The organism is Paraburkholderia acidicola (assembly GCF_002362315.1).
Taxonomy (GTDB): domain Bacteria; phylum Pseudomonadota; class Gammaproteobacteria; order Burkholderiales; family Burkholderiaceae; genus Paraburkholderia; species Paraburkholderia acidicola.
The window spans coordinates 261793-283323 of sequence record NZ_MTZV01000006.1 but is presented as its reverse complement, the minus strand read 5'-3'; the positions used below and the strand labels follow the sequence as shown (position 1 = coordinate 283323).

20 protein-coding genes and 1 pseudogene are annotated in these 21531 nt (G+C 61.5%); 7 read left to right on the top strand and 14 right to left on the bottom strand.

Features of this window, described 5'->3' with window-relative positions; genetic code table 11:
* Positions 1–58 precede the first annotated feature (58 nt).
* The gene (locus tag BWP39_RS20260; protein WP_207556987.1) at positions 59–316 is read right to left on the bottom strand and encodes a winged helix-turn-helix transcriptional regulator; all 258 of its coding nucleotides are present in this window, start codon (positions 314–316) and stop codon (positions 59–61) included.
* A 120-nt stretch (positions 317–436) separates the two neighbouring features.
* Here BWP39_RS20260 and BWP39_RS20255 point away from each other — a divergent pair, with 120 nt between their 5' ends.
* The 5 genes and pseudogenes from BWP39_RS20255 to BWP39_RS32135 all read left to right on the top strand — a co-directional run bounded on the left by BWP39_RS20255 (position 437) and on the right by BWP39_RS32135 (position 3627).
* Positions 437–1003 carry a carboxymuconolactone decarboxylase family protein gene (locus BWP39_RS20255; RefSeq protein WP_096723454.1) on the top strand — a complete coding sequence of 189 codons (567 nt, stop codon included), beginning with the start codon at positions 437–439 and terminating at the stop codon, positions 1001–1003.
* Positions 1004–1315: 312 nt separating this feature from the next.
* Positions 1316–2368 (top strand): phospholipase D-like domain-containing protein, encoded by a 1053-nt coding sequence (locus BWP39_RS20250; RefSeq protein ID WP_096723452.1) that lies wholly within the window; start codon positions 1316–1318, stop codon positions 2366–2368.
* Positions 2369–2478: 110 nt separating this feature from the next.
* Positions 2479–3141 (top strand): NHL repeat-containing protein, encoded by a 663-nt coding sequence (locus BWP39_RS32140; protein WP_207556986.1) that lies wholly within the window; start codon positions 2479–2481, stop codon positions 3139–3141.
* Positions 3142–3252: pseudogene (locus BWP39_RS32510) on the top strand (peptidyl-alpha-hydroxyglycine alpha-amidating lyase family protein); the annotation flags it as partial. It lies immediately after the preceding gene.
* 6 nt (positions 3253–3258) lie between these two features.
* Positions 3259–3627, top strand: a complete 369-nt coding sequence (locus BWP39_RS32135) for an NHL repeat-containing protein (protein WP_235851462.1) — start codon at positions 3259–3261, stop codon at positions 3625–3627.
* Positions 3628–3646: 19 nt separating this feature from the next.
* On the opposite strand, the gene BWP39_RS20240 is transcribed toward BWP39_RS32135, so the two are convergent.
* Complete coding sequence (locus BWP39_RS20240; protein WP_096723450.1) at positions 3647–4066, bottom strand: winged helix-turn-helix transcriptional regulator; 420 nt, start codon at positions 4064–4066, stop codon at positions 3647–3649.
* A 105-nt stretch (positions 4067–4171) separates the two neighbouring features.
* On the opposite strand from BWP39_RS20240, the gene BWP39_RS20235 reads away from it, so the two are divergent.
* Positions 4172–5056 (top strand): SDR family oxidoreductase, encoded by an 885-nt coding sequence (locus tag BWP39_RS20235; protein ID WP_096723448.1) that lies wholly within the window; start codon positions 4172–4174, stop codon positions 5054–5056.
* 98 nt (positions 5057–5154) lie between these two features.
* Here BWP39_RS20235 and BWP39_RS20230 read toward each other — a convergent pair whose 3' ends face one another.
* A complete protein-coding gene (locus BWP39_RS20230; RefSeq protein ID WP_207556985.1) occupies positions 5155–6117 on the bottom strand; it encodes an AraC family transcriptional regulator in 963 nt (320 codons plus the stop codon).
* A gap of 118 nt (positions 6118–6235) precedes the next feature.
* On the opposite strand from BWP39_RS20230, the gene BWP39_RS20225 reads away from it, so the two are divergent.
* The gene (locus BWP39_RS20225; protein ID WP_096723444.1) at positions 6236–7015 is read left to right on the top strand and encodes an SDR family NAD(P)-dependent oxidoreductase; all 780 of its coding nucleotides are present in this window, start codon (positions 6236–6238) and stop codon (positions 7013–7015) included.
* Between the two features lie 18 nt (positions 7016–7033).
* On the opposite strand, the gene BWP39_RS20220 is transcribed toward BWP39_RS20225, so the two are convergent.
* From BWP39_RS20220 to BWP39_RS20170, 11 genes are all read right to left on the bottom strand, one after another.
* Positions 7034–8692 carry an APC family permease gene (locus BWP39_RS20220; protein ID WP_096723442.1) on the bottom strand — a complete coding sequence of 553 codons (1659 nt, stop codon included), beginning with the start codon at positions 8690–8692 and terminating at the stop codon, positions 7034–7036.
* Positions 8693–8809: 117 nt separating this feature from the next.
* Positions 8810–9685 (bottom strand): glycine betaine ABC transporter substrate-binding protein, encoded by an 876-nt coding sequence (locus BWP39_RS20215; RefSeq protein ID WP_096723440.1) that lies wholly within the window; start codon positions 9683–9685, stop codon positions 8810–8812.
* A gap of 202 nt (positions 9686–9887) precedes the next feature.
* Positions 9888–11030 carry a hybrid-cluster NAD(P)-dependent oxidoreductase gene (locus BWP39_RS20210; protein WP_096726049.1) on the bottom strand — a complete coding sequence of 381 codons (1143 nt, stop codon included), beginning with the start codon at positions 11028–11030 and terminating at the stop codon, positions 9888–9890.
* Between the two features lie 60 nt (positions 11031–11090).
* Positions 11091–12356: an aromatic ring-hydroxylating oxygenase subunit alpha gene (locus BWP39_RS20205; protein ID WP_096723438.1), complete on the bottom strand. Its 1266-nt coding sequence runs from the start codon at positions 12354–12356 to the stop codon at positions 11091–11093.
* Positions 12357–12379: 23 nt separating this feature from the next.
* On the bottom strand, positions 12380–13171 hold the full coding sequence (locus tag BWP39_RS20200) for a drug:proton antiporter (protein WP_096723436.1): 792 nt from the start codon (positions 13169–13171) through the stop codon (positions 12380–12382).
* A complete protein-coding gene (locus BWP39_RS20195; protein ID WP_096723434.1) occupies positions 13168–14370 on the bottom strand; it encodes an electron transfer flavoprotein subunit alpha/FixB family protein in 1203 nt (400 codons plus the stop codon). Before BWP39_RS20195 ends, BWP39_RS20200 begins: the two co-directional genes overlap by 4 nt.
* A gap of 4 nt (positions 14371–14374) precedes the next feature.
* On the bottom strand, positions 14375–16306 hold the full coding sequence (locus BWP39_RS20190) for a (Fe-S)-binding protein (RefSeq protein WP_096723432.1): 1932 nt from the start codon (positions 16304–16306) through the stop codon (positions 14375–14377).
* A gap of 2 nt (positions 16307–16308) precedes the next feature.
* Entirely contained in the window at positions 16309–18372 is a 2064-nt protein-coding gene (locus BWP39_RS20185; RefSeq protein WP_096723430.1) for an NADH:flavin oxidoreductase, read from the bottom strand.
* 41 nt (positions 18373–18413) lie between these two features.
* Positions 18414–18944: a DUF5943 domain-containing protein gene (locus BWP39_RS20180; protein ID WP_096723428.1), complete on the bottom strand. Its 531-nt coding sequence runs from the start codon at positions 18942–18944 to the stop codon at positions 18414–18416.
* Between the two features lie 100 nt (positions 18945–19044).
* Positions 19045–20016: a dipeptidase gene (locus BWP39_RS20175; protein WP_096723426.1), complete on the bottom strand. Its 972-nt coding sequence runs from the start codon at positions 20014–20016 to the stop codon at positions 19045–19047.
* Between the two features lie 72 nt (positions 20017–20088).
* A complete protein-coding gene (locus BWP39_RS20170; RefSeq protein ID WP_096723424.1) occupies positions 20089–21363 on the bottom strand; it encodes a serine hydroxymethyltransferase in 1275 nt (424 codons plus the stop codon).
* Positions 21364–21531: the final 168 nt, after the last annotated feature.

Sequence of the window (21531 nt, the reverse complement as noted above, 5' to 3'; positions counted from 1 at the left end):
GGTCATCGCTTGAGATACCCCAGGCGGGCGGGGGTCGCATGGAAGGCGAAGCCGGACATCACTTGCACCAGGTCTCCGCCCAATTATTTAGCGGCCGCAACGCTACCCGTAGCGCAACCCCTCCCTCGGTCAGGCAATACCCCTCTCCCGCGTGATCGATGAGTCCTGCCTCGCGCAGTTCCTTTAACCGGGTATTGAGCAAGCTGGGATTCGTATCGGCCGCCTCCAGTAGTGCGCGAAACGTCAGTGGTTCGCCGCGTAATTCCCAGAGGATACGCAGCGCTGCCCGGCGTCCTAGCAGGTCGAGCGCAACCATGATGGGCCGCCCTGTCGTCGACCCGCGTACAGGCTTTCCAGCTTTCGGTGTTTTCATGCTTTACTTTTCATAGCAAAATACCCAGAATGTGCTATCGAAATTATAGCAAAAAGATCCGCCATGCCAGCCCGTATCGAACCTGCTCAGCCACCTTTTTCGCCGTTCATTCAGGAAAGCATTGAGAAGACCATGCCGCAGGGTGTTCCGGCGCTTAGCCTGTTCACCACGCTAGCTCGCGACGAGCGGTTATTTGGAAAATTCTTCGCCTCCGGTCTGCTGGGTCGTGGACACCTGACGTTACGGCAGCGCGAGTTGATCATCGATCGAACCACTGCCCTATGTCGGTCCGAGTATGAATGGGGTGTACACGTGACCTTCTTTGGCACACGTGCTGGTTTCACGGAGGAACAAATCAAGGCGCTCGTGCATGGCACACCTCACGACCCATGCTGGTCGACCGAAGACTCAGTCGTTTTGCAAATGTGTGACGCGTTACATAACGACTGCGACATCGACGAAGACACATGGCAGGCGCTACGCGCCCACGTCTCCGAGGAAGCGATTCTTGAAATGCTGATGCTGGCAGGTCTTTACCGAACCGTAAGCTACCTCACCAATGCTCTGCAATTGCCGCTCGAATCTTATGCAATGCGCTTCCCCGAACGCACGGCGACCCAGGCGCCATGATGAGTCGGCGTTAATGTTGGGACAAGCTGTCTGAAGTCTTCGCAACCCATAGACCTAAGTCCCGCAGAATAAACAAGACCGCACGCATTCCCTTCTTGAAAGCAACGCGCAAGCCTATGCGCTTGACATGACCCTCCCGTAGTACCTGAGCGAATACTCAATCCCGCTGACAAGTAAATGTCATCGGAATGGACGATAACGTCGCGTGCATCTACATTTCAATGCACCCATTCCGATCAGGCGAGATGTCCGATCGCACAAAACGACAAGACCTGTACCCCCGGGGAATACCCAAATTTCTGGAGGTCGTCCATGAGTCGAACCGTTTTGACTGTCTTGCTTTGCGCCTTGACAGTGTTATCCGCTACCGCCCAGGCCGCTACACTGCCCGCTCAAACGCCTGCCACTGCAACTGCTTCAAGCCCCACGCTGATCACCGAACCTGATCAGGGTCTCACGCCGATCTATACGTTCATGCAATCGGCAACCAGGACGCTCGACATGACGATGTACGAACTCGTCGATACGACGGCCGAGCAGACGCTCGTCCAGCTCGCAGCCAACGGCGTCACAGTGCGCGTGATCCTCGATCAGAACCTCGAGTCGAGCAACAACCAGGCAGCCTACACTTACCTGTCGCAGAACGGTGTCAACGTCGTCTGGGCCAACCCGACTTATGCGGCTACGCATCAGAAGACGATTGTCGTCGATGGAAAAACAGCGGCGATCATGACGCTCAATCTGACGAGCCGCTACTATTCGACGTCGCGCGATTTCGCGGTGATCGACAGCGACGCCAACGACGTGGCCGCTATCGAGACGGTCTTCAACGCCGATTTCAACAGCAGCTCGATCACTCCGCCCGCTGGAGACGATCTGGTGTGGAGCCCAACGCAGTCGCAAACGGATCTGGTCAATCTCATCAACTCGGCGCAAAGCACGCTGCAAGTCGAGAACGAAGAGATGAGCAATACGAAGATCGTCACCGCACTCGTCAACGCAGCAAAACGCGGGGTAACCGTCCAGGTCGCGATGACCTACAGCAGCGATTGGGTCAGCAACTTCGACAAGCTCAGCGCCGCCGGCGTGCAGATCAGCACTTACGCATCGAGCGCGTCGCTGTACATTCACGCGAAAGCGATCCTCGTCGATTACGGCACGCCGCAAGCGAACCTCTTTATCGGCTCGGAGAATTTCTCGGTGGCATCGCTGACGAAGAATCGCGAGCTGGGTCTCGAGACGACAAACGCGGCCATCCTGTCGTCGATCCAGAGCACGCTCGCAGCGGATTTCAAAGGCGGCACGCCGTTTAGCAGCAGTAGCGATAGCAACGAGCGCCTGCTGAGGCAATCGCCGTTCCACTAATCGATGGCCGTCCTCGCGACCCACATTGCGACTTAGCGATTCAACGTTTTGTGCACTACGATTGCCTCTGCACGTTCGGTACGTTGAACGCACTATCAAGGAGACATCGGATGAGCGAGCACTATGGGTCGTTTTGCCCGTGCTGTGGCAACGCAGAGCATCGGGCGATGAGTCGCCGTACTTTTATGAGTCTCGTCGCCGGCACGGCTGCGGGACTCGTGATGCCGCCGGCTTTCGCGGACGCACAACCGGTGCAGTCGATTCCTTACGATTCGATTGCCGATCCCGTTCGTTTACCTGAAGACACCTACTTCGGCGAATGCTCGGGTGTCGCGCTCAACTCGCAAGGGCACATCTTCGTGCTGTCGCGCGGCAACACAACGGGGCCGGCCTATGGCGCGGCTGCGGCGCAACTGCTGGAGTTCGCACCCGACGGACGCTTCATCCGCGAGATAGGACACAACCTGTATGCCTGGTCGTTCGCGCATTCGGTCAAGGTCGACCGGCAGGACAACATCTGGGTGACGGACAAGGGCTCCGACATGGTGATCAAGTTCACACCGGAGGGACGCGTCGCGATGGTGTTCGGCCGCAAGCAGGAAGCCGCCGACGAAGAGACCGGTCCGCTCAAGCACCCTAACCCGCCGCTACCCGCCGAACCCGGGCGCTTTCGCCAGGTCACCGATGTCGCGTGGGACATCGCAGGCAACACGTACATCAGCGACGGCTATATCAACTCGCGCGTGGCGAAGGTCGATCGCGACGGCAACTAGATCAAGTCGTGGGGTGACCGCGGCACCGGGCCTGGACAGTTTCACACGCCGCATAGCATCGCACTCGATGCACACGACAACGTCTATGTCGCGGACCGCAGCAACCGGCGCATTCAGGTGTTCGACACCGAAGGCAAGTTCCTGCGGCAATTCACGATCGACGTTCCGGTGCCCGCGGATGCGCGCCCTGCGATCGGCAACATGCCGAATGAAGCGGACATCGCAGCCGGCACGTTTGCACCAGGCTCGCCGTGGGCGATCTGCATTTCGCCGGGGCCGAACCAGGTGCTCTATAGCTCCGATGCTTTTCCGGGTCGCATCTACAAGATGACGCTCGACGGCAAGATACTCGGTGTGCTCGGCAAAGCGGGTAAGCAGCCGAAGCAGTTCGGCTGGATTCATCAGATGGCGTGCCCATCGGAGAACGTGCTGTTCGTCGCCGAACTGCTCAACTGGCGTGTGCAGAAGCTGGTCCTGCACGCCTGACGGTGGGGCGTAAGACTGCTTACGCAGATTCCTTCTCGCTATCGAAGCGCAGGCGGGCCGCCGTGACCGCAGCATGATTGTCGTCGGCCCACTGAATCAGCACGTTCAACGCATCGAACATCGAATGCCCGAGATCGGTCAGGCTGTATTCGACGCCCGGTGGCTTGGTCGGAAAGACCTCGCGATACACATAACCATCGCGTTGCAATTCATGAAGTGTCTGCGTCAGCATGCGCTGTGAAATGTCGGGCACCAGCCGGCGCAGCTCCCCGAATCGACATGGGTGCTCGGCCAACGCCGTCATCAGTAACGAACTCCACCGCCCGCTGATCACATCGACGACGTCGCGCACCGGGCAATTCGCCCAGGCGCCGTGTTCGGCCCGGGCCTTCTCCAGCCTCGCTTTGAGCACGCTGGTCGATACCTTGGTGGTTCCCATCTGGTAACTATCTCCTGAAAAACTGCCTTCTTTACGGATGAGCACCGAAGCCTGACTATCGAGTCACTCTCAAAAAGAGAGTAACACTCACAATGAGGCGAGTACATGAGCGACACCATTTTCGTCACCGGCGCATCCGGTCAACTCGGGCAGCTTGTTATCAAGCATCTGCTTGCACGCGGCGTGACGCGCGAGCGCATCGTCGCTGGCACGCGCAGCCCCGAAAAACTTGCCGGTCTCGCAGCAGCAGGCATTGAGGTTCGCGAAGCGGACTTCGAAGACCCTCAGGGGCTGATCGAAGCTTTCAAAAACGTCGATACCGTCCTGATCATTTCGACAGATGCCATGGATGGGGTCGACACACGATTGAAGCAGCATCGCCATGCGGTCGCATCGGCGGTCGCGGCAGGTGTCAAGCGTCTCGCCTATACGTCGCAGCCCAATCCGGACAGCTCGCTTCTGAGCTTCGCGCCGGACCACCTGGAAACAGAGCGGGCTATCAAGGCTACCGGCCTGCCGCACGTGATTTTCCGCAACAGCTGGTATCACGAGAATCTGCACAGGTCGCTCCCCCATGCGCTGAAGAGCGGGCAATGGTATTCGGCGACTCAAGGCGGGAGAACGTCGTCCGCCGGACGGGAGGACTACGCTGAAGCGATTGCCGCGGCGCTGGCCGCGTCAGCCTCCGATAGCCGGACCTACACGCTTACAGGCCCGGAAGCGTTGTCCAACGAAGAAATCGCCGACCTTGCTAGCCGGGCTACAGGCAAGCCGCTTGTCGTCGTCCATGTGACTGACGAGCAATTCGTCGCGGGACTGAAAGCGGCGGGTGTTCCTGACGTGTTTGTTTCCGCACTGGCGTCGATTGAAGTGGAAGTTCGGGCGGGAAATCTTTCTATCGTCACCGACCATCTCGAGTCGCTCATCGGACGCTCTCCGAAGCGGCTTGCCGATTATCTGCAAGAGGCGAGAGCCAGCTATATCGTTTGAATGTCTTGCTGTGCGATATCGGGTGGTGGCCGGCCAGGCGCGGCTAGCCACTGCCGAGATTCGAACGGGATTTCCGCTGAATCTTTGCCATCATCCGCTCAGGCAACGCCTCTCACGGCAATCTCGCGATCGGCATGGCGTGCGGTCTCACCGACCTCGGACCCTAGCCGCTTCACGTTCCGCTTGGGCGGCTCGCCAAACATGCGCGAATATTCGCGGCTGAATTGCGACGGGCTTTCGTAGCCCACCTGAAAAGCGGCTGTTTCGACGTTCGCCCCGAGCGATACCATCAGCCTGCGGGCTTCGAGCAGCCTCAGTTGCTTTTGAAACTGAAGTGGCGAGAGCGACGTCAGTGCCCTGAAGTGTCGATTGAAAGAAGACGGACTCATCTGCGCAACAGTCGCTAATTCTTCGACACGAATCGGTGCAGCAAGATTTTCGCGCAGCCAGCGCATCGCGTTGAGCACGCCTTTCGACGGCGCATTGGTCAGTGCCATACGCGCAACGTCTCCGCCGTGCGGCCCGGTTAGAAGCCAGTAGCAGATCTCACGCATGATGAGCGGGTAAAGCGCTGGAATCGCGCCGGGTGTATCGAGCAATCTGACGAGACGCAGCGCACAGTCGGCGAGCGGCCCCAGAAAATCGGTCACGAAAACACCTCGACCGACGTCGCCACTCGCCTTCGGCGGCGCGTCCAGTTCCGCTGCAACGCTGCGCATGATCGCAAGATCGAGTTCGAACGCGAGGACAAGACAAGGTCGGTCCGGGCTGGCTGCGCTTACCTTGCCAACCGACGGGGCTTCGACTCCGACAATCAATGCCTCACCCGCCCTGTATTCGTAACGCGTCTCGCCAAAGCTGGCCCACTTGGCACCCTGAGCCACGATACACATGGCCGGTTGCGAGATCCGATGGACAGGTGGCTTGGGGTGATCCGAGCGAAGAATGAACACGCTATCGATCGCCGTAAAGTAGGGGCTCGCGCCCTCCTGGCGGTCTGTGTATCGCAGCATCGCTGCCACTAAATCTTCCAGCATGAGCCTGATCTCCGCTCCGGGCATTGACTGACCACCATACGTCGCCGAGTCGGAATAGGCAAGAAATGAGGCGATTTGGGTATTCAGATTGTGTCATGCCCAAACCTATACTCGGTTCCAGTTTCTAACCGGGAGCACGAACATGGCAGTCGAACATTCAACCCCAGCAACGAACAAGATCGCTATTGTCACCGGCGGTAGCCGGGGCATTGGACGCAACACCGTGATAAGCCTCGCAAAACGCGGTGTGCGGTCGATCTTCACCTACCACTCGAATCAGGCAGAAGCAGAAAAGGTCATCGCACTGACGACGGATCTGGGCGTTCCAGCTATCGCCCTGCAACTCGACACCGGAAACGCTGCAGGTTTCGGGGATTTCATCGATCGAGTCACACGCGCTTTGCGCGAAGCGAACGTGGAGCGCTTCGACTATCTCGTGAACAACGCTGGGACTTCCTCTGCTGCATCGCTGGCGACAGGCACGGAAGCCGAACTGGATGCGCAGTTCAATGTGCATTTCAAGGGGGTTTTCCTGCTGACGCAGGCGCTTCTGCCATTCATGAACGACGGTGGCCGGATCGTGAACATTTCGTCGGGTCTTGCCCGGGTGGCGATGAATGGCCGCGCGATCTACGGCCCCATGAAGGCCGCGGTCGAGTCGCTCAGCCGTTATATGGCACTGGAACTCGGGCCGCGCCGGATCGCGGTGAATGTCGTGGCACCGGGCGCCATTGCCACTGACTTCAGCGGGGGCATCGTCCGCGACAACCCCGCGATAAACAAGATGGTGGCCGATCACACGGCGCTCGGACGCGTCGGTGTGCCCGACGATGTGGGTCCGGTGATTGCGGGTCTGCTATCCGACGCATTCGGCTGGGTTAACGCTCAGCGGATCGAAGTTGCGGGAGGAATGCAGATCTGAGTGATGGGCCGTGGCCTCTCAATAAAAGGGCTTCGCAAGATAATGCGAAGCCCACACCACAAGCGCGGCCAGCACCAACGCACCATAAGGCAACACACGCCGCACGCCGCTCACCCCACTGCCCGGCTCCATTTCCATATCCTGCGTCATCCGCGCAGGAAAGCGCCCACGGTCCTGCCAGTAATGGCGGAACACGAACACCGGCACTATCAGCAGCATCGCGATCAAGCCGTTACGCAGCGTGCCCTCGCCTTGCAAATCGGCCCCCGCACCGATGAACGCAAGGTCGAGATAACCACACACCGCACCAGCCGCCAGCAACCAGGTCGGGCAGCGAAACGGCCTGTCCGCGTTCGGACGATCCATCCGGTGAATCCACCCCGACTGCAAATTCAGAAACACAAAGATCATGTAGCACACGCCCGACACGGATAGCACCGTCATGTAATCGGACATCATCAGCAGGATCAGGTTGAAGCCGAGATCGGTCCACATCGCGCGTGTCGGTGCGCCGTGTTCGTTCACATGCGACAGGTAGCGCGGCAACCAGCCATCCACCGACGCCTGATACAACGTGCGCGACGATCCCATCATCGAGGTCATCACGATCAGCAAAATAGACAGCATCAGCATGACGACGATCACGTTCGCGACCACAGCGCCACCGCCCACCATATGCGCCATCGCAGCGCCGACACCCGTGCCGTCGACGATCTTCGGATTCAACATACCCGCCGTACCCAGCGCTCCCTGAAACGCGAGTGGCACCAGCGTCATGACGACCAGGCACAGCGCACCCGACCAGAAAATCGCCTTGACTGTATCGGTACGCGGATTACGAAACTCACGTGTGTAGCAGACGGCCGTTTCGAAACCGTACGCAGCCCAGCCCGCCATGAACATCGCGCCGAACACCATCGTGATACCGGTGCCGTTCCACGAGCCGAACGATGCCGCACTGAGGTTGCCGTGCGCATCGTGTGCAAGCGGCAGCAGCGGCCACAAATGCGCAGCGGGCACGTCACCGGTCACGAACGGCACGATGCCGACAATCAGCAGCGGCGTCAGCGACGCGATGCCGAGCAGGCGCTGCGTCTTCGCCGCTTTCGCTGCGCCGCTGTGCTGCAGCCTGAAGGTGATCAGCAGGAATGCGACGGCAAGCAGGAAGGTCGCGTTGATGCGCAGCGTAAGACCGTGCTTGACGAAGCCGAGATCGAGCAACGTCCATTGCCACGTGTTGATCAGTGCATCGGGGGCGAACAGCGTGGTAAGCGCATAGCTCGCGGCGAGACCGGTGCCGAGCGCCAGCATCGGCGACCACGCGACCCAGTTGCACCACACCGACACCGGTGCAATCAGCTTGCCGTAGCGAACCCAGCCCATCGCGCCATACACCGACGCGCCACCGGACTTATGAGGAAACAGCGAGGAAATCTCGGCATACGTCGCGCTCTGGATCAAACCCATCGAGATCGCCGCGATCCAGATCGCCCACGCAGGTTGACCGATCGTCGCGCATACGCCGCCTATCGTGAACAGAATGCCGGCCGGCACACCGCTCGTCACCCAGAATGCATCCTTCCATGTGAGGCCGCGTTGCAGCGTGTGGCCTTCTTCATGAGCGGCGCCTTGTGTAGCGTCGTGGGTGCTGCGCGTGCGCAGTCTTGCCTGTTCCATCCAGAGCCTCCTGTAGAGAGCCTGTGCCTGGACTGGAACGCGTGAACCTGAACCCAGCATGCGAATCGCCCTGCAACGGCGATCCGCACACTGCGTGACAACGTCAATGCGAAGACGTTATTGCGCTCCAGCCACCCAGCTATCGACCCGGTCGCCGTGCGCGGCGATCCATGTATCGGCTGCGGCAGCAGGCTTGGCGCCGTTCTGCGTCGCCAGCATCACGCTGTCGATTTCGCCCGGCTTCCATTGAAATTTCTTGAGAAACGCAACCACGGGTGCCGCCTTTGTCTCGAGCCCGGGGTTGATTACGTTATCGACATGCTCCGACTCGCCGAATACCTTCTTCGGATCGTCGAGGAACTTCAGTTTCCACTTCGCGAACATCCAGTGCGGCACCCAGCCGGTCACGATAATAGGTTTATTGGCATGCATCGAGCGCGCAAGTTCCGCAGTCATCGCACTGCCCGAGCTGGGCATCAGCTGCAAACTGAGGTTGTAGGCCTGGATCGCTTCGCCCGCTTTCTTCATCACGCCCGCGCCCGCATCGATCCCGACGATGCGACCGCCAAAGTCCGCCTTATGCGCTTCGAGGTCGGCGATGCTCTTCTCGGGCAGGTCCGCGGGTACGATCAGACCGATTTTCGCGTCGTTGAAATTCGGCCCGAGGTCGGTGACCTTACCTTTGAACTGGTCCCAGTACGCGCCGTGCGTCACCGGCAACCACGCTGACAGCGTTGCGTCGAGATCGCCGCGCGCCACGCCCTGCCACATGATCCCTGCCGCGACCGGTACAAGCTGTACCGGATAGCCAAGCCGTTTTTCGATGATCTGCGCGGCCACGTTCGAGGTCGCGACGCTGTCATCCCATCCTTCGACGTAACCGATCTTGATCGTCGGTTTGGTATCCGCTGTGGCGGTCACGCTCGCGCTCATCGTCGCGATCAGCGCGGCCCCGAGTGCACCGCACAGCAAGAGTTTTTTAAGGCGTTTCATGGTCGATCTCCTTATAGCCGCTAGCGCGGTGTAGCACTGAGCATCGCCAGCCAGAATTGACGGCGGATAGTCTGTTGCGACAGCGGTTTGTGGAAATGCGACACGCATCAACTTCGTGCGTTGAACCGTCGGGCGACCGGATTCACGGGCCGCGCGCATCGGTGGTTCATGCCATGCGGTCCGGTTTGGGACAGGTCGATTGTCACTTCTCGACGACGAGGTCCGTCAATGGTTTGCTGCAGCAGAGCAGCACCATCCCCTGATCGATTTCCCGCTGGCGAATGCCGCCGTTGTGCTTCATCTCGACCTGGCCGGAGACGAGCTTGACCTTGCAGGTACCGCACATGCCCTGCGTGCACGACGACGGCAGCCGTACTCCCGCTTGACGCGCGGCATCGAGCACGTGTTGATCGCTGCCACAACTAATCTCGCGATTGCTGCGCGCAAAGCTGACCGTAAAAGTCTTCGTGGTCTGTTCCGTGGGATCGGCGGCGAGCGCTTCGACGACGATCTCGGGCGCCGACTGCGTCAGCGTCTCGAACGAGAAGCTTTCCTCGTGATAGTGCGTGCGATCGAAACCCGCGTCGCCGAGCAGATCGCGCACGGCTTTCATATACGGCGCCGGGCCGCACGTGAAGATCTCGCGCTCCATGAAGTCCGGTGCAATGGCCTGCAGCAGCGGCAACGTGAGGAAACCGGTCACGCCGTGCCAGTTGGTGCGCGGACCGACGCGTTCGCAGATAAACGAGGTGCGGAAATTGCTCTGGTTCGATGCGATCAGATCGAGTTCGCGCGCGAAGATGATGTCGTCGGGCGTGCGGGCGCTGTGCACGAACACGATGTCGCGATCCTCGCTCAGCTCATGATGCGCGCGGCTCATCGACATCAGCGGTGTCACACCCGAACCCGCCGACAGAAACAGATACTTGCGCGCCGGATGCCGCGCGCAGGTGAATTCGCCAGACGGTCCGAGCACACGAACCTGCGCACCGGCCTGCAGGTTGTCGTGCAGCCAGTTCGACACGGGGCCGCCGGGCACACGTTTTACGGTGATCGAGATCGTATGCGGCCGGGTCGGTGACGAAGATATCGTGTAGCAACGGTTGATCGTCTCGCCGTTGATCTCCAGTTCGAGCGTAACGAACTGACCCGGTTCGAACACAAACGCGCGACCTTGCGGCGAACGGAAGAAAAAGCTCTTCACGTCGTGCGTTTCCTCGCGCACCTGGCAACACACGAGCGTCTCTTCGACGTCGCTCGTCCAGCGCTCGGGCAGCGCGCCCCAGAATTGCGGCTTGGTTAGCCGGCTCTCAACGGGTTCGAAAGTTGCCGCATCCCGCATCATCGTTTGCTCCACCTGCCCGAGGCAGCCAGTTGTCTGCTTGTGTTCGTTGCTTGCTACGCGCTAGCTGTGAGCGCGCGCTTCACTTTTCTCGTCGATCTGCGCCGCGACCCGTCCTACATACCAGTCGCTGAACTTCTCGACGAGCCCTTCAGTGAACGGCGAATACGGACCGGGTTCATACGCGCTGCTCGATGCCCCACGCTGCGAATACTCGACGAGCGCACGGTCCTGATCGTTGGTCGCGTTCCACACAGCCGTCAGGTTGTTCACGTCGTAATCGACGCCTTCTTTCGCGTCCTTGTGCACGAGCCACTTCGTGCGCACCAGCGTCTCGCCGGCCGACAGTGGAATCACCGAGAACGTCACGACGTGGTCGCTCATAAAGTGATGCCACGAGTTCGGCTGCGTCCAGAACGACAGTCCGCCCAGATCGGCCTGCTTGAATTCGCCGAGCAGTTTCTTCGATGCAACCTTCGCGTCGAGCGTTTGCGATTCGCCGCTGCGATCGAGCGGCAGACGCTGCGTGCGAAAACCGGTCACGTCAGACAGTCGATCCACTTCGACCGACGGCAGGTTCATCGCTTCCCACTGCGCCGCGCGTTCGACACAGGTGCGCTCGAACGCGGCCATGCCCTCGGCATTCGCCGCCGACGGCTGATAACCAAATCCATACTCGTACAGCGAAATAGTCAGCTCCGGATGGTTCGCGACGCAGTGATAGCACTCGCGATTGTTCTCCATCGTCAGCTTCCAGTTGCCCTTTTCGATGATGTCGATCGTGGCGGCGATCTTGAGGTTCGGCAGATCGTGCGGCAGCAGGTACGGCTCCATCGCGGCGCGCATGACTTCGAAGTCGACCGGCGGTTCGTCCGCGAGGCAGATGAAGATCAGCCCGGCCAGGTTCTGCACGTGCACGCTCTTCAGGCTGTGCTTGCAGCGGTCGAACTTCTCGCCCATGTGCTCGGCGAACATCAACTGGCCGCTCAGGTTGTAGGTCCAGCTGTGATACGGACACACGATATTGCCAACCGAGCCCTTCTCCTCATTGCACAGGCGCGCACCGCGATGGCGGCACACGTTGTGGAACGCGCGGACTTCCATGTCGTCGTCGCGCACGATCAGGATCGAATCGTGGCCCAACTGGACCGTCGTGTAATCGCCGGGCTCCGGGATGTCCGGCTCGATGGCGACCTGGATCCAGTGCTGGCGGAAAATCGCGTCCATGTCGAGCGCGAAAATCTCTTCGCTCAGGTAAAACGGTGCCTCAAGGCTGTAACCCTTCTTGCGCCGATCGACCAGCGCGCGAATGTCTGCCGATACTTTCATCGTGTGCTCCGGAACGCTCTTTTTCAGTAGTCGATGAGTTGATGCTCGCGCAAATAGCCGAGTATCACTTGTGCTTTTTCGACCGAAGTCCCTTCAATTACGACGCTGCCGCCGCGGCTTTCGGTCGTGGTCGCGGACATCATCCGCGCGTGCCCGGAACGCTTCTCCGATGCGGCGAGCCGCACGGGCTTGCGGGTCACCGGCACTAAAGTCCAGTGGGCTGCTTCGGCGTCTGCGCCGCGCGGCGCGACGGTGCGGGTGTCGACGGTGCCGGCGCGCAGCCTTGCATAGGCGTATAGCGGCTGGACCGGTGCAAGCGGATGCACGGCAACGACGGCCGGCAGCGGTGTCTGCACGCGGCGACGCACGCCCTTCGGCAAGAATTGCCTGACCGTCGCCGTCGTCACCTCGCCGCTTTCGATCACGACGTCGACCGCCGAGCCGACCAGCGGATAACCCAGCGCAGCGGCAAGGCGATACGGCAGCATGCCGCTGTCGAACGCGCCTTCCGCGCAGGTGCCGGTCAGCACCAGATCGTAGCCCTGCACACGCTGTGCGAGCGCGGCTACGGCATCGTCGGCGGGATCGCAAACTAGCACCTCGACGCGTGCGGCGCCGAGCGCCAGATAGGCTTCGAGCGCCGGGCTGGACGGGTCCCCGGCATGCACGACGTCGAGCAGCGCGCCGTGCTTTTCAGCGAGTGCGCGGCCGGTTTCGAGTGCGGCGGCATCGTTGCGGCTGTACCGCGCCACGCCACTCACCGGATGGCGGCCAACCGAGACGAGCACGGCAATCCGTGCGAGCTTGCGGTTCATGCGGCGACTCCTTCTGCAACGGTTGCGGCGGGTGTCGCAGCTGTGGCCCCGGCCGACGCACGCGTGGACCGCGCACGCGCGACCTCGTCGATCAGCGACGCGATCGTCGCCTGCGTATCGCCGATGATCGTCAGGTTCGCGCGCTTGACGATCGGCGCGCTGCCATCCAGATTCACGGCGATCACGTGCCGGCAATCCTTGATGCCCTGCAGATGCTGGACCGCGCCCGAAATGCCGAACGCGATATAGACGCTCGCCTCGACGGTCTTGCCGGTCGCACCAATCTGCTTGTCGCGCGGGAAAAGGCCGTTGTCGACCGCGACGCGGCTCGCACCGATCGCCGCGCCGAACGCGCCGGCCAGTTGTTCGAACGCGGCGACATCGGCCACGCCGTTGCCCGCCGAGACGATGAAATCCGCCTCTTCGAGTGCGACTTGCGCGGCGTCGATTTCTTCGATGCCGAGATCTTTGTAACCGGTAGCTTCTGCGGTTCCTATAGCCTCGGCTGGCAGCGCAATCTCGACGCGCTCTCCCGCGCCGACAAACGGCAACCGCGGATCGACTGCGCCTGCCGCCAGCAGCACCACATCGGGCAGTGCGCGGCTCGCGTAGGCCTGCTTCGCCTGCGCATAGCTGCTCACACGCGCAGCATCGATCTCGACAACCTGCGTGGCGATACTCGCGCCTGCATAAGCGGCGTAACGCCGACCGAGGTCGCCGTCTCCGGTTGCGTTGTCCGGCATCAGGATGTGCGCCGGCGCAATCTGTGCGACGCATGCGGCCAGCGCCTGAAGCTCGCGCTCAGGCGCAAACCTGCGACGATCGAACGTTGCAAGTTCAACAATACGATCCGCGCCGAGTACCGCCGCATCGTCCTTCAGTTCGCCGAACACGACGAGCGCCACCTGGGTCTGTGCGTCTGCGATCAGCGCTGCGGCAGCGAGCACCTGACGCGTGTGTTCGTCGAGTGCGCCGCGGTCGCTGTGTGCGGCGACCAGTACCGTGCGCTGCGCAGGTTGGCTCGTGCGGAGTGGCTTCACAGCCTGGCCGTGCGCGTGCGCACCGCCCGAGGCCCCACCGTGGCTCTGATCGTTCGATGCATTCGCGTCGAAGGTCGCACCGAGCGTGATGCGCCGGATACCTGCCGCCGTGATCGTGAACGGCCGCCGCGGATCGATACGTTTGATGGTCGTGTTCATCGCGTCACTCCAGCGCTGCGGCAACGAGTTCGGCTACGTCGAGGACTTCGGGGCGCGGGCCCACTACGCCTTCGAGCATCGCCGTACAGTTCGGGCATCCCACCGCGACCACGTCCGCTCCGATCGCGCGGGCATCGGCGATGCGGATATCCGGAATACGTTGCTTGCCGGGGATATCGGTCAGCGGTGCGCCGCCTCCACCGCCGCAGCAGCGTCCGCGCTTGCCGTTACGTTCCATTTCGACGATCTGGATACCGATCGATTTCAGCAGCTTGCGTGGTGCCTCCGTTTCGCCGTTGTAGCGGCCGAGGTAGCACGGATCGTGGTACGTGACGCGTTTGTCGCGCAACGCATCGGCGGCTTTCGGCGACAGCTTGCCGGACGCGACCAGTTCCGCGATGAAGCTCGTGTGATGCAGCACGTCGTAACGCGTACCGAGCGAGCGGTATTCGTTGCGCAGGCTGTGCATCACGTGCGGGTCGGCGGTGACGATGCGTTTGAACGTGAGGTTCGAAAGCGTGCCCGCCAGTTGCCGCGCAAGTTGCTGGAACGTTGCTTCATCGCCGAGGCGGCGCGCGACGTCACCCGTATCGGTCTCTTCGCCGCCCAGTACCGCATAGTCGACGCCGGCTTTGTTCAGCACGGTCACCAGGGCACGCAGCGTGCGTTGATAGCGCATATCGAAGGCGCCTTCGCCGGCCACCAGCAGTACATCGACCGCTTTGCCCGGTTGCGCGACCGGTGCGTTCAGATCGACGGCCCAGTCGTAACGCGCAGCCTTGTCGTAGCCGCCGGCCGTACCGGTTTCACGCAGATTCGCGAGCACTTCGGGGCCTTTGCCCGGCACCGTGCCGTGTACCAATGTCTGATTGCGGCGCATGTCGACGATCGCATCGACGTGTTCGATCAGCATCGGACATTCCTGCACACAGGCACGGCACGTCGTGCAGGACCACAGCGTGTCGGCTTCGATCAGGCTCGATACGATTGGCCGGTTCGGCTCGCCCGTATGGTGGCCCACCGGCAAACCCGGTGTCGGGCTGCCTGCATACGCCGCATCCGAACCGCCGACCATTCCAGTGACGAGATCCTGAATCAGCTTCTTCGGGTTCAGCGGCTGGCCTGCGGCAAAGGCCGGGCACGCGGCTTCACACTTGCCGCACTGTACGCACGCATCGAAGCTCAGCAATTGGTTCCAGCGGAATTCGACCGGCTTGCCGACACCGTACTCGTTCTGCTCCAGCACCGGCGTTTTCAACGCGGTCGGCGGCGTCATGCTGACGGTACCGGCGCGGCGGACATCGCCGGACGCCGCAAAGCGCTCCTGGCGCGGATGAAACGCCAGATGCAGCAGGCCCGCTAACGCATGCTTCATCGGGCCGCCGTGGGCCGCGCCAACCGTCATCGCGAAGGCGCCCGCAGCAATCAGCAACGCGAAGATCACCGCAAGTGCGCCGGACATCGCACCGGCCGGCACTGCGACAAACAGCACGAGACCCAGTGCAAACGAGCCAAGCAGCCACGGCAGCGTGTCCCACGGTCCGCGTGACAGTCGCGCCGGCACCGCCTTCGTCCCGCGCCGGCGACGCCACACGAACACCACGCCGACCAGCATGATGAGCGCCGCGATAAAGATCAGCCGGTCGAGCCACGGCGAGTAGATCGCGAGCCCGTAGTTGAGAAACACCAGCGCGAACGCGCCAATCGCGCCGCCCGCCGTCGCGACGTGGGTCTTCGCGATGTACGGATCGCGCGCAACCACGTGGTGCAGATCGACGAAATAGCGCTTCGGGATCGTCAGCAGGTTGGTCCAGCCGAACGCGCCCGCCGCAGTCGCGCGGCCGAGGCGCCAGTACGCCGAGCGCTTCGCGACCGCGAACGCAAGGCCGGCCACCGATACCCACAGCAATGCGGTGATGAGAAACGCCGGGCTCATCGTCAGAAGTCCTTGCAGAGGCGCAGCGCGTCGTAGATCGCGCCGTGGATGTTGTGCATCGAGATGCAGTCGCCGACGCGGAACAGCAGGAAGCGACCGTTTCCAAGTTCTTCCGATAGCGACGGTTGCGGCTCCGACGCAAACAGCGTGTGCACATCGGTCTGGCCACGATTCACCGATTCGGGCTTGAGCGTCCAGTACAACGCGTCGTTCGGCGTGCTGCCGTTTTCGATCACCACCTGATCGACGACACGCTCTTCGAGTTCTTCGGTGTATTCGTTGCGCAGCACCGCGATCTTGCGGCCGTCCTCCTCATACACACGATCGAGCCAGTAGTTCGGCGTATGGATCACGCCGAGCGCATACAGACGCCGGTAGAAGATCGGGAACGTCGTGCCGCCCACATCGTCGGCGATCTTCACATCGGGTGTAACGATCTCGACCTTCGCCCCGCGACTCGCGATGAAATCCGCGACGCCCGCACCGGCATGCGTGCTGACGCCGTCATAGACGAGCACGTGCTGCTTCGGCTCGACGCGACCTGAGAGGATGTCCCACGAGCTGACCGCGAGCCCTTCCTCGACGCCCCACGCCGGGACCTGCTGTGTAAAGCTCGAGCCGCCGGTTGCGAGCACGACGATGTCGGGCTTCTCGGCCATGATTGTCTTTTCGTCGGCGGCGACACCGAGGCGCCGGTCCACGCCGAGGCGCTTCGTCTCCATGTCGAACCAGCGCACGATGCCGGCCATCTGTTCGCGCTGCGGCGCTTTTGCAGCGAGCATGATCTGGCCGCCCACCGCGTCGTTCTTTTCGAACAGCACGACGTCGTGACCACGCGAACGGGCAACGCGTGCCGCCTCGAGTCCGGCAGGACCCGCGCCGACCACCACCACCTTGCGGCGCGGTCCGCGGGTCTTTTCGATCACATGCGGCATCGTCGCCTCGCGCGACGTTGCGGCGTTCTGCACGCACAGCACGTCGAGGCCGTTGTACTGGCGATCGATACAGTAGTTCGCACCGACGCATTGCTTGATCTCGTCTTCGCGCCCGTCGCGGATCTTGATCACCATGTGCGGATCGGCGATCTGCGCGCGCGTCATGCCGACCAGGTCGACCATGCCGTTGGCGAGCAGGCGTTCGGCCTGACCCGCGTCGCGAATGCTTTGTGCGTGCATCACCGGCAGCTTCACCACCGACTTGATGCCGGCTGCAAGGTGCACGAACGGTTCGGGCGGCAGCGCCATCGGCGGCATGCAGTTGGCGAGCGTGTTGTGCGTGTCCGCGCCGGAACCGATCACGCCGAGGTAGTCGATCAGACCGGTCTCGGCCATCGCCTGGGCGATTTCCTTCAGTTGCTCGTGGTCGAGACCGTCTTCGTGGAATTCGTCGCCGCACATCCGCAGGCCGATGCAGAAGTCCGCGCCGACCGCTTCACGCACGGCCTTCAACACTTCGGTGCCGAAACGCAGGCGATTTTGCAGCGAGCCGCCCCATTCGTCGGTACGGAAGTTCGTACGCGGGCTCCAGAACTGATCGATCAGATGCTGGTGCGCCGCCGAAATTTCGATGCCGTCCATGCCGGCCTGCTTCACGCGCTTCGCGGCCGCCGCGAAGTCGGCGATGATGCGGCGGATTTCCTCGACCTCGATGATCTTTGCGTTGCCGCGGTGGACCGGTTCGCGCACGCCTGACGGTGTCATCAGATGCGGCCAGTGCTCGCCGTGAAATGCCGAGCGGCGACCCATATGCGTCGCCTGGATCATGATCTTCGCGCCGTGCCGATGCATGGCTTCGGCGAGTCGCGCGAGCGGATCGATGATCTTGTCGGTCGACAGATTGACCGACTTCCACCAGCCCTGCGGACTGTCGATCGACACCGGGCTCGAACCACCGCACACGGCCAGCCCGACCCCGCCCTTCGCTTTTTCTTCGTAGTAGCGGATGTAGCGATCGCCGGGCAGACCGCCCGGTTCGGCATAGACCTCGGCGTGCGCGGTACTGACGATGCGGTTGCGCAGCGTCAGTTGATTCAGCGTCAAGGGTTTGAACAGATTGGGGTAACGCATCGCGATCGACCTCGGGCGGTGTGCGGTAAAAGTCTCGACAATCAGGCGAGCGGCGACACTTCGAACACGCAGTGCGCGTGGTGTTCGGCGGCGCACTGCACTTCCTTCGACTGCGAACGCGGTGCTTGCTTACCCGCCTCGGTCGTATCATTCACCCAGTCCATCGCGCCTGCGAACCAGCCTGCGAACATGTAGCAAAGCTTGCCGCTCTTGTCCGGCTGCGCGAGCACGAACGACGAGTGATGCAGTTCGATGCGCGCATGCGCACGCGCCGGGTCGGCCTCGACGATCTTGAAGATGCCCCAGCCGCGCTGCGACAGGCGCTTCAGATAATGTTCGAACACCGCCATTCCGCTAATGCCGTGCTGTTTCGCTTCCTTGTCGCACCAGTGGTAAGCCGATTTATAACCGGCCTTATAAAGAATCTCGGCATACGTGTCGCGGCCCAGCGCTTCTTCGACTGCCGTGTGGTTGTTCGTGAAGAAATGACGCGGCACGTACAGCATCGGCAGTGCGTCGGTGGTCCATACGCCGGTGTTGGGATCGACGTCGATCGGCAGTTGCGGTTGCATCGCGGGGTGACTCCGTGGGGTAAGCAGATTCGTGACGGTGCTGGTTTGATGCAGGCGCTCGTAGCGGCGCCCGTCATCGTTTTATATTCAACGGGTTCTCTCAGGTTCCCCACACATCGCGGAAGACGCGCACCCAGTTCTCGCCCATGATCTTGCGAATACGGGTCTCGCTCCAGCCGGCGCGCTCCATGGCGGCCGTGAGGTTCGGAAATTCACCGATCGTGCGGATGCCTTCCGGATTGATGACCTTGCCGAAGTTCGTCAGACGGCGATAACGGCCCTTGTCATGCGTGATCCAGTCGAAGAAATCGGTGGTATAGCCTTGCGTGAAATCGCTGCCGATACCGACCGTGTCCTCGCCGACGATGTTCACCACATAATCGATCGCTTCGACGTAGTCTTCGACGGTTGCATCGATGCCGCGCTTCAGGAACGGCGCAAACATCGTCACACCGACAAAGCCGCCCGCATCGGCAATTTCCCGCAACTGCTCGTCGGACTTGTTGCGCGGATGCTCCTTGAGCCCCGACGGCAGACAGTGCGAGTAGCACACTGCTTTCTTCGAGAACGCGATCGCTTCCGACGACGTCTTGCCACCCACATGCGACAGGTCGACCATGATGCCGACACGATTCATTTCGGTGATCACTTCGCGACCGAAGTCCGACAGGCCACCATCACGCTCGTAACAACCGGTACCGACCAGGTTCTGCGTGTTGTAGCAAAGCTGCACGACGCGCACGCCCATGTCGGCAAACGCTTCGATATAGCCGAGGTTGTCCTCAAACGCATGCGCGTTCTGGAAGCCGAGAATCACGCCCGTGCGGTTTTCTTTCTTGGCACGCAGGATGTCGTTGGTGGTGCGCACGAGCGTCAGCAGTTCGCTGTTTTCGCGGATCTGCTGCTTCATCAGGGCGATGTTATCGACGGTCTTCTCGAAGCTTTCCCAGACCGACACCGTGCAGTTGGTCGCGGTGATGCCGCCTTTTTGCATGTCTTCGAACACCGAGCGGTCGAACTTCGAAATGTTCAGACCGTCGATGATGATGCTGTTCTCGTGCAGAGTGCTCATGGTTCGGTGCTCCAGCTATCAGCGTGTGGGGAAACGCGGCGCATGTGTCTCGCGCGTGTTGTTTATTGCAGTTCAGTAGATCGGGAAGCGTTCGCACAGCGCGAAGATCTCGCGGCGCACGCGCTGTTCCGTGGCAGGGTCGCCTTCCGGATGCTCACGCAGCGAGTCGAACACTTCGAGGATCAGACGGCCGGTTTCGCGGAACTCCGCCACACCGAAACCACGCGTCGTACCCGCCGGCGTGCCGAGACGGATGCCCGAGGTGACCGTGGGCTTCTCGGTATCGAACGGGATACCGTTCTTGTTGCAGGTGATGCCCGCACGTTCGAGCGCCTGTTCGACCTGCGCGCCCTTCAGGCCCTTCGGACGCAGATCGACGAGCAACAGATGGTTGTCGGTGCCGCCGGTCACGAGGTCAACGCCACCGTCTTTCAACACTTCGCCGAGCGCCTTTGCATTGGCAAGCACACCGTCGATGTAAGTCTTGAAGCTGTCCTGCAGCACCTCGCCGAATGCAACCGCCTTGCCGGCGATCACGTGCATCAGCGGGCCGCCCTGCAGACCAGGGAACACAGCAGAGTTGATCTTCTTCGCGATGTCTTCTTCATTGGTGAGCACGAAGCCGCCGCGCGGACCGCGCAGCGTCTTGTGCGTAGTCGACGTGACGACGTGCGCATGTTCGACCGGATTCTGGTGACGACCTGCCGCGATGATCCCGGCGATATGCGCCATATCGACCATCAGCTTTGCGCCGACGCTATCGGCAATCGCCCGGAAGCGCGCGAAGTCGAGTTCACGCGGATAGGCCGAGAAACCGGCGATGATCAGCGACGGCTTGTGCTCATTAGCCAGCGCTTCGACCTGGTCGTAATCGATGCGCATCGTCTCGCGGTTCACGCCATACTGCACGGCGTTGAACCACTTGCCCGACATCGCGGGCTTGGCGCCGTGCGTGAGGTGACCGCCTGCGTCGAGCGACATGCCGAGCACCGTGTCGCCAGGCTTGGTCAGCGCTAGCATCACCGCGCCGTTTGCCTGCGCGCCCGAGTGCGGCTGCACGTTCGCAAAACCAGCGTTGAAAATCTGCTTGATACGATCGATGGCAAGCGTCTCGATCTGGTCCGCAAACTCGCAACCGCCGTAGTAGCGCTTGCCGGGGTAGCCTTCCGCATACTTGTTGGTCAGCACCGAACCCTGAGCTTCGAGCACCGCACGCGACACGATGTTTTCCGACGCGATCAGCTCGACCTGCGACTGCTGCCGCTCAAGCTCCTTGAGAAGCGCGCTGCGGACTGGCGCGTCGCGTTCGACGAGGGGCTGCGAGAAGAAAGGATTGGCGTTCGTCATGGGGTGTCCCGGGGATATCTGTTAGTCATGGAAAGCATGGGGTTGCGCGGCGACTCGAACAGACCGGCCAGGCGCGCTATATCTTCCCGCTTCCCTTGACTGGCCTGCCGGCACCGGCTCCCGACGGCTCTATTCTTCTCCGCTGTCTCGCGCGTCAATTTACGAATT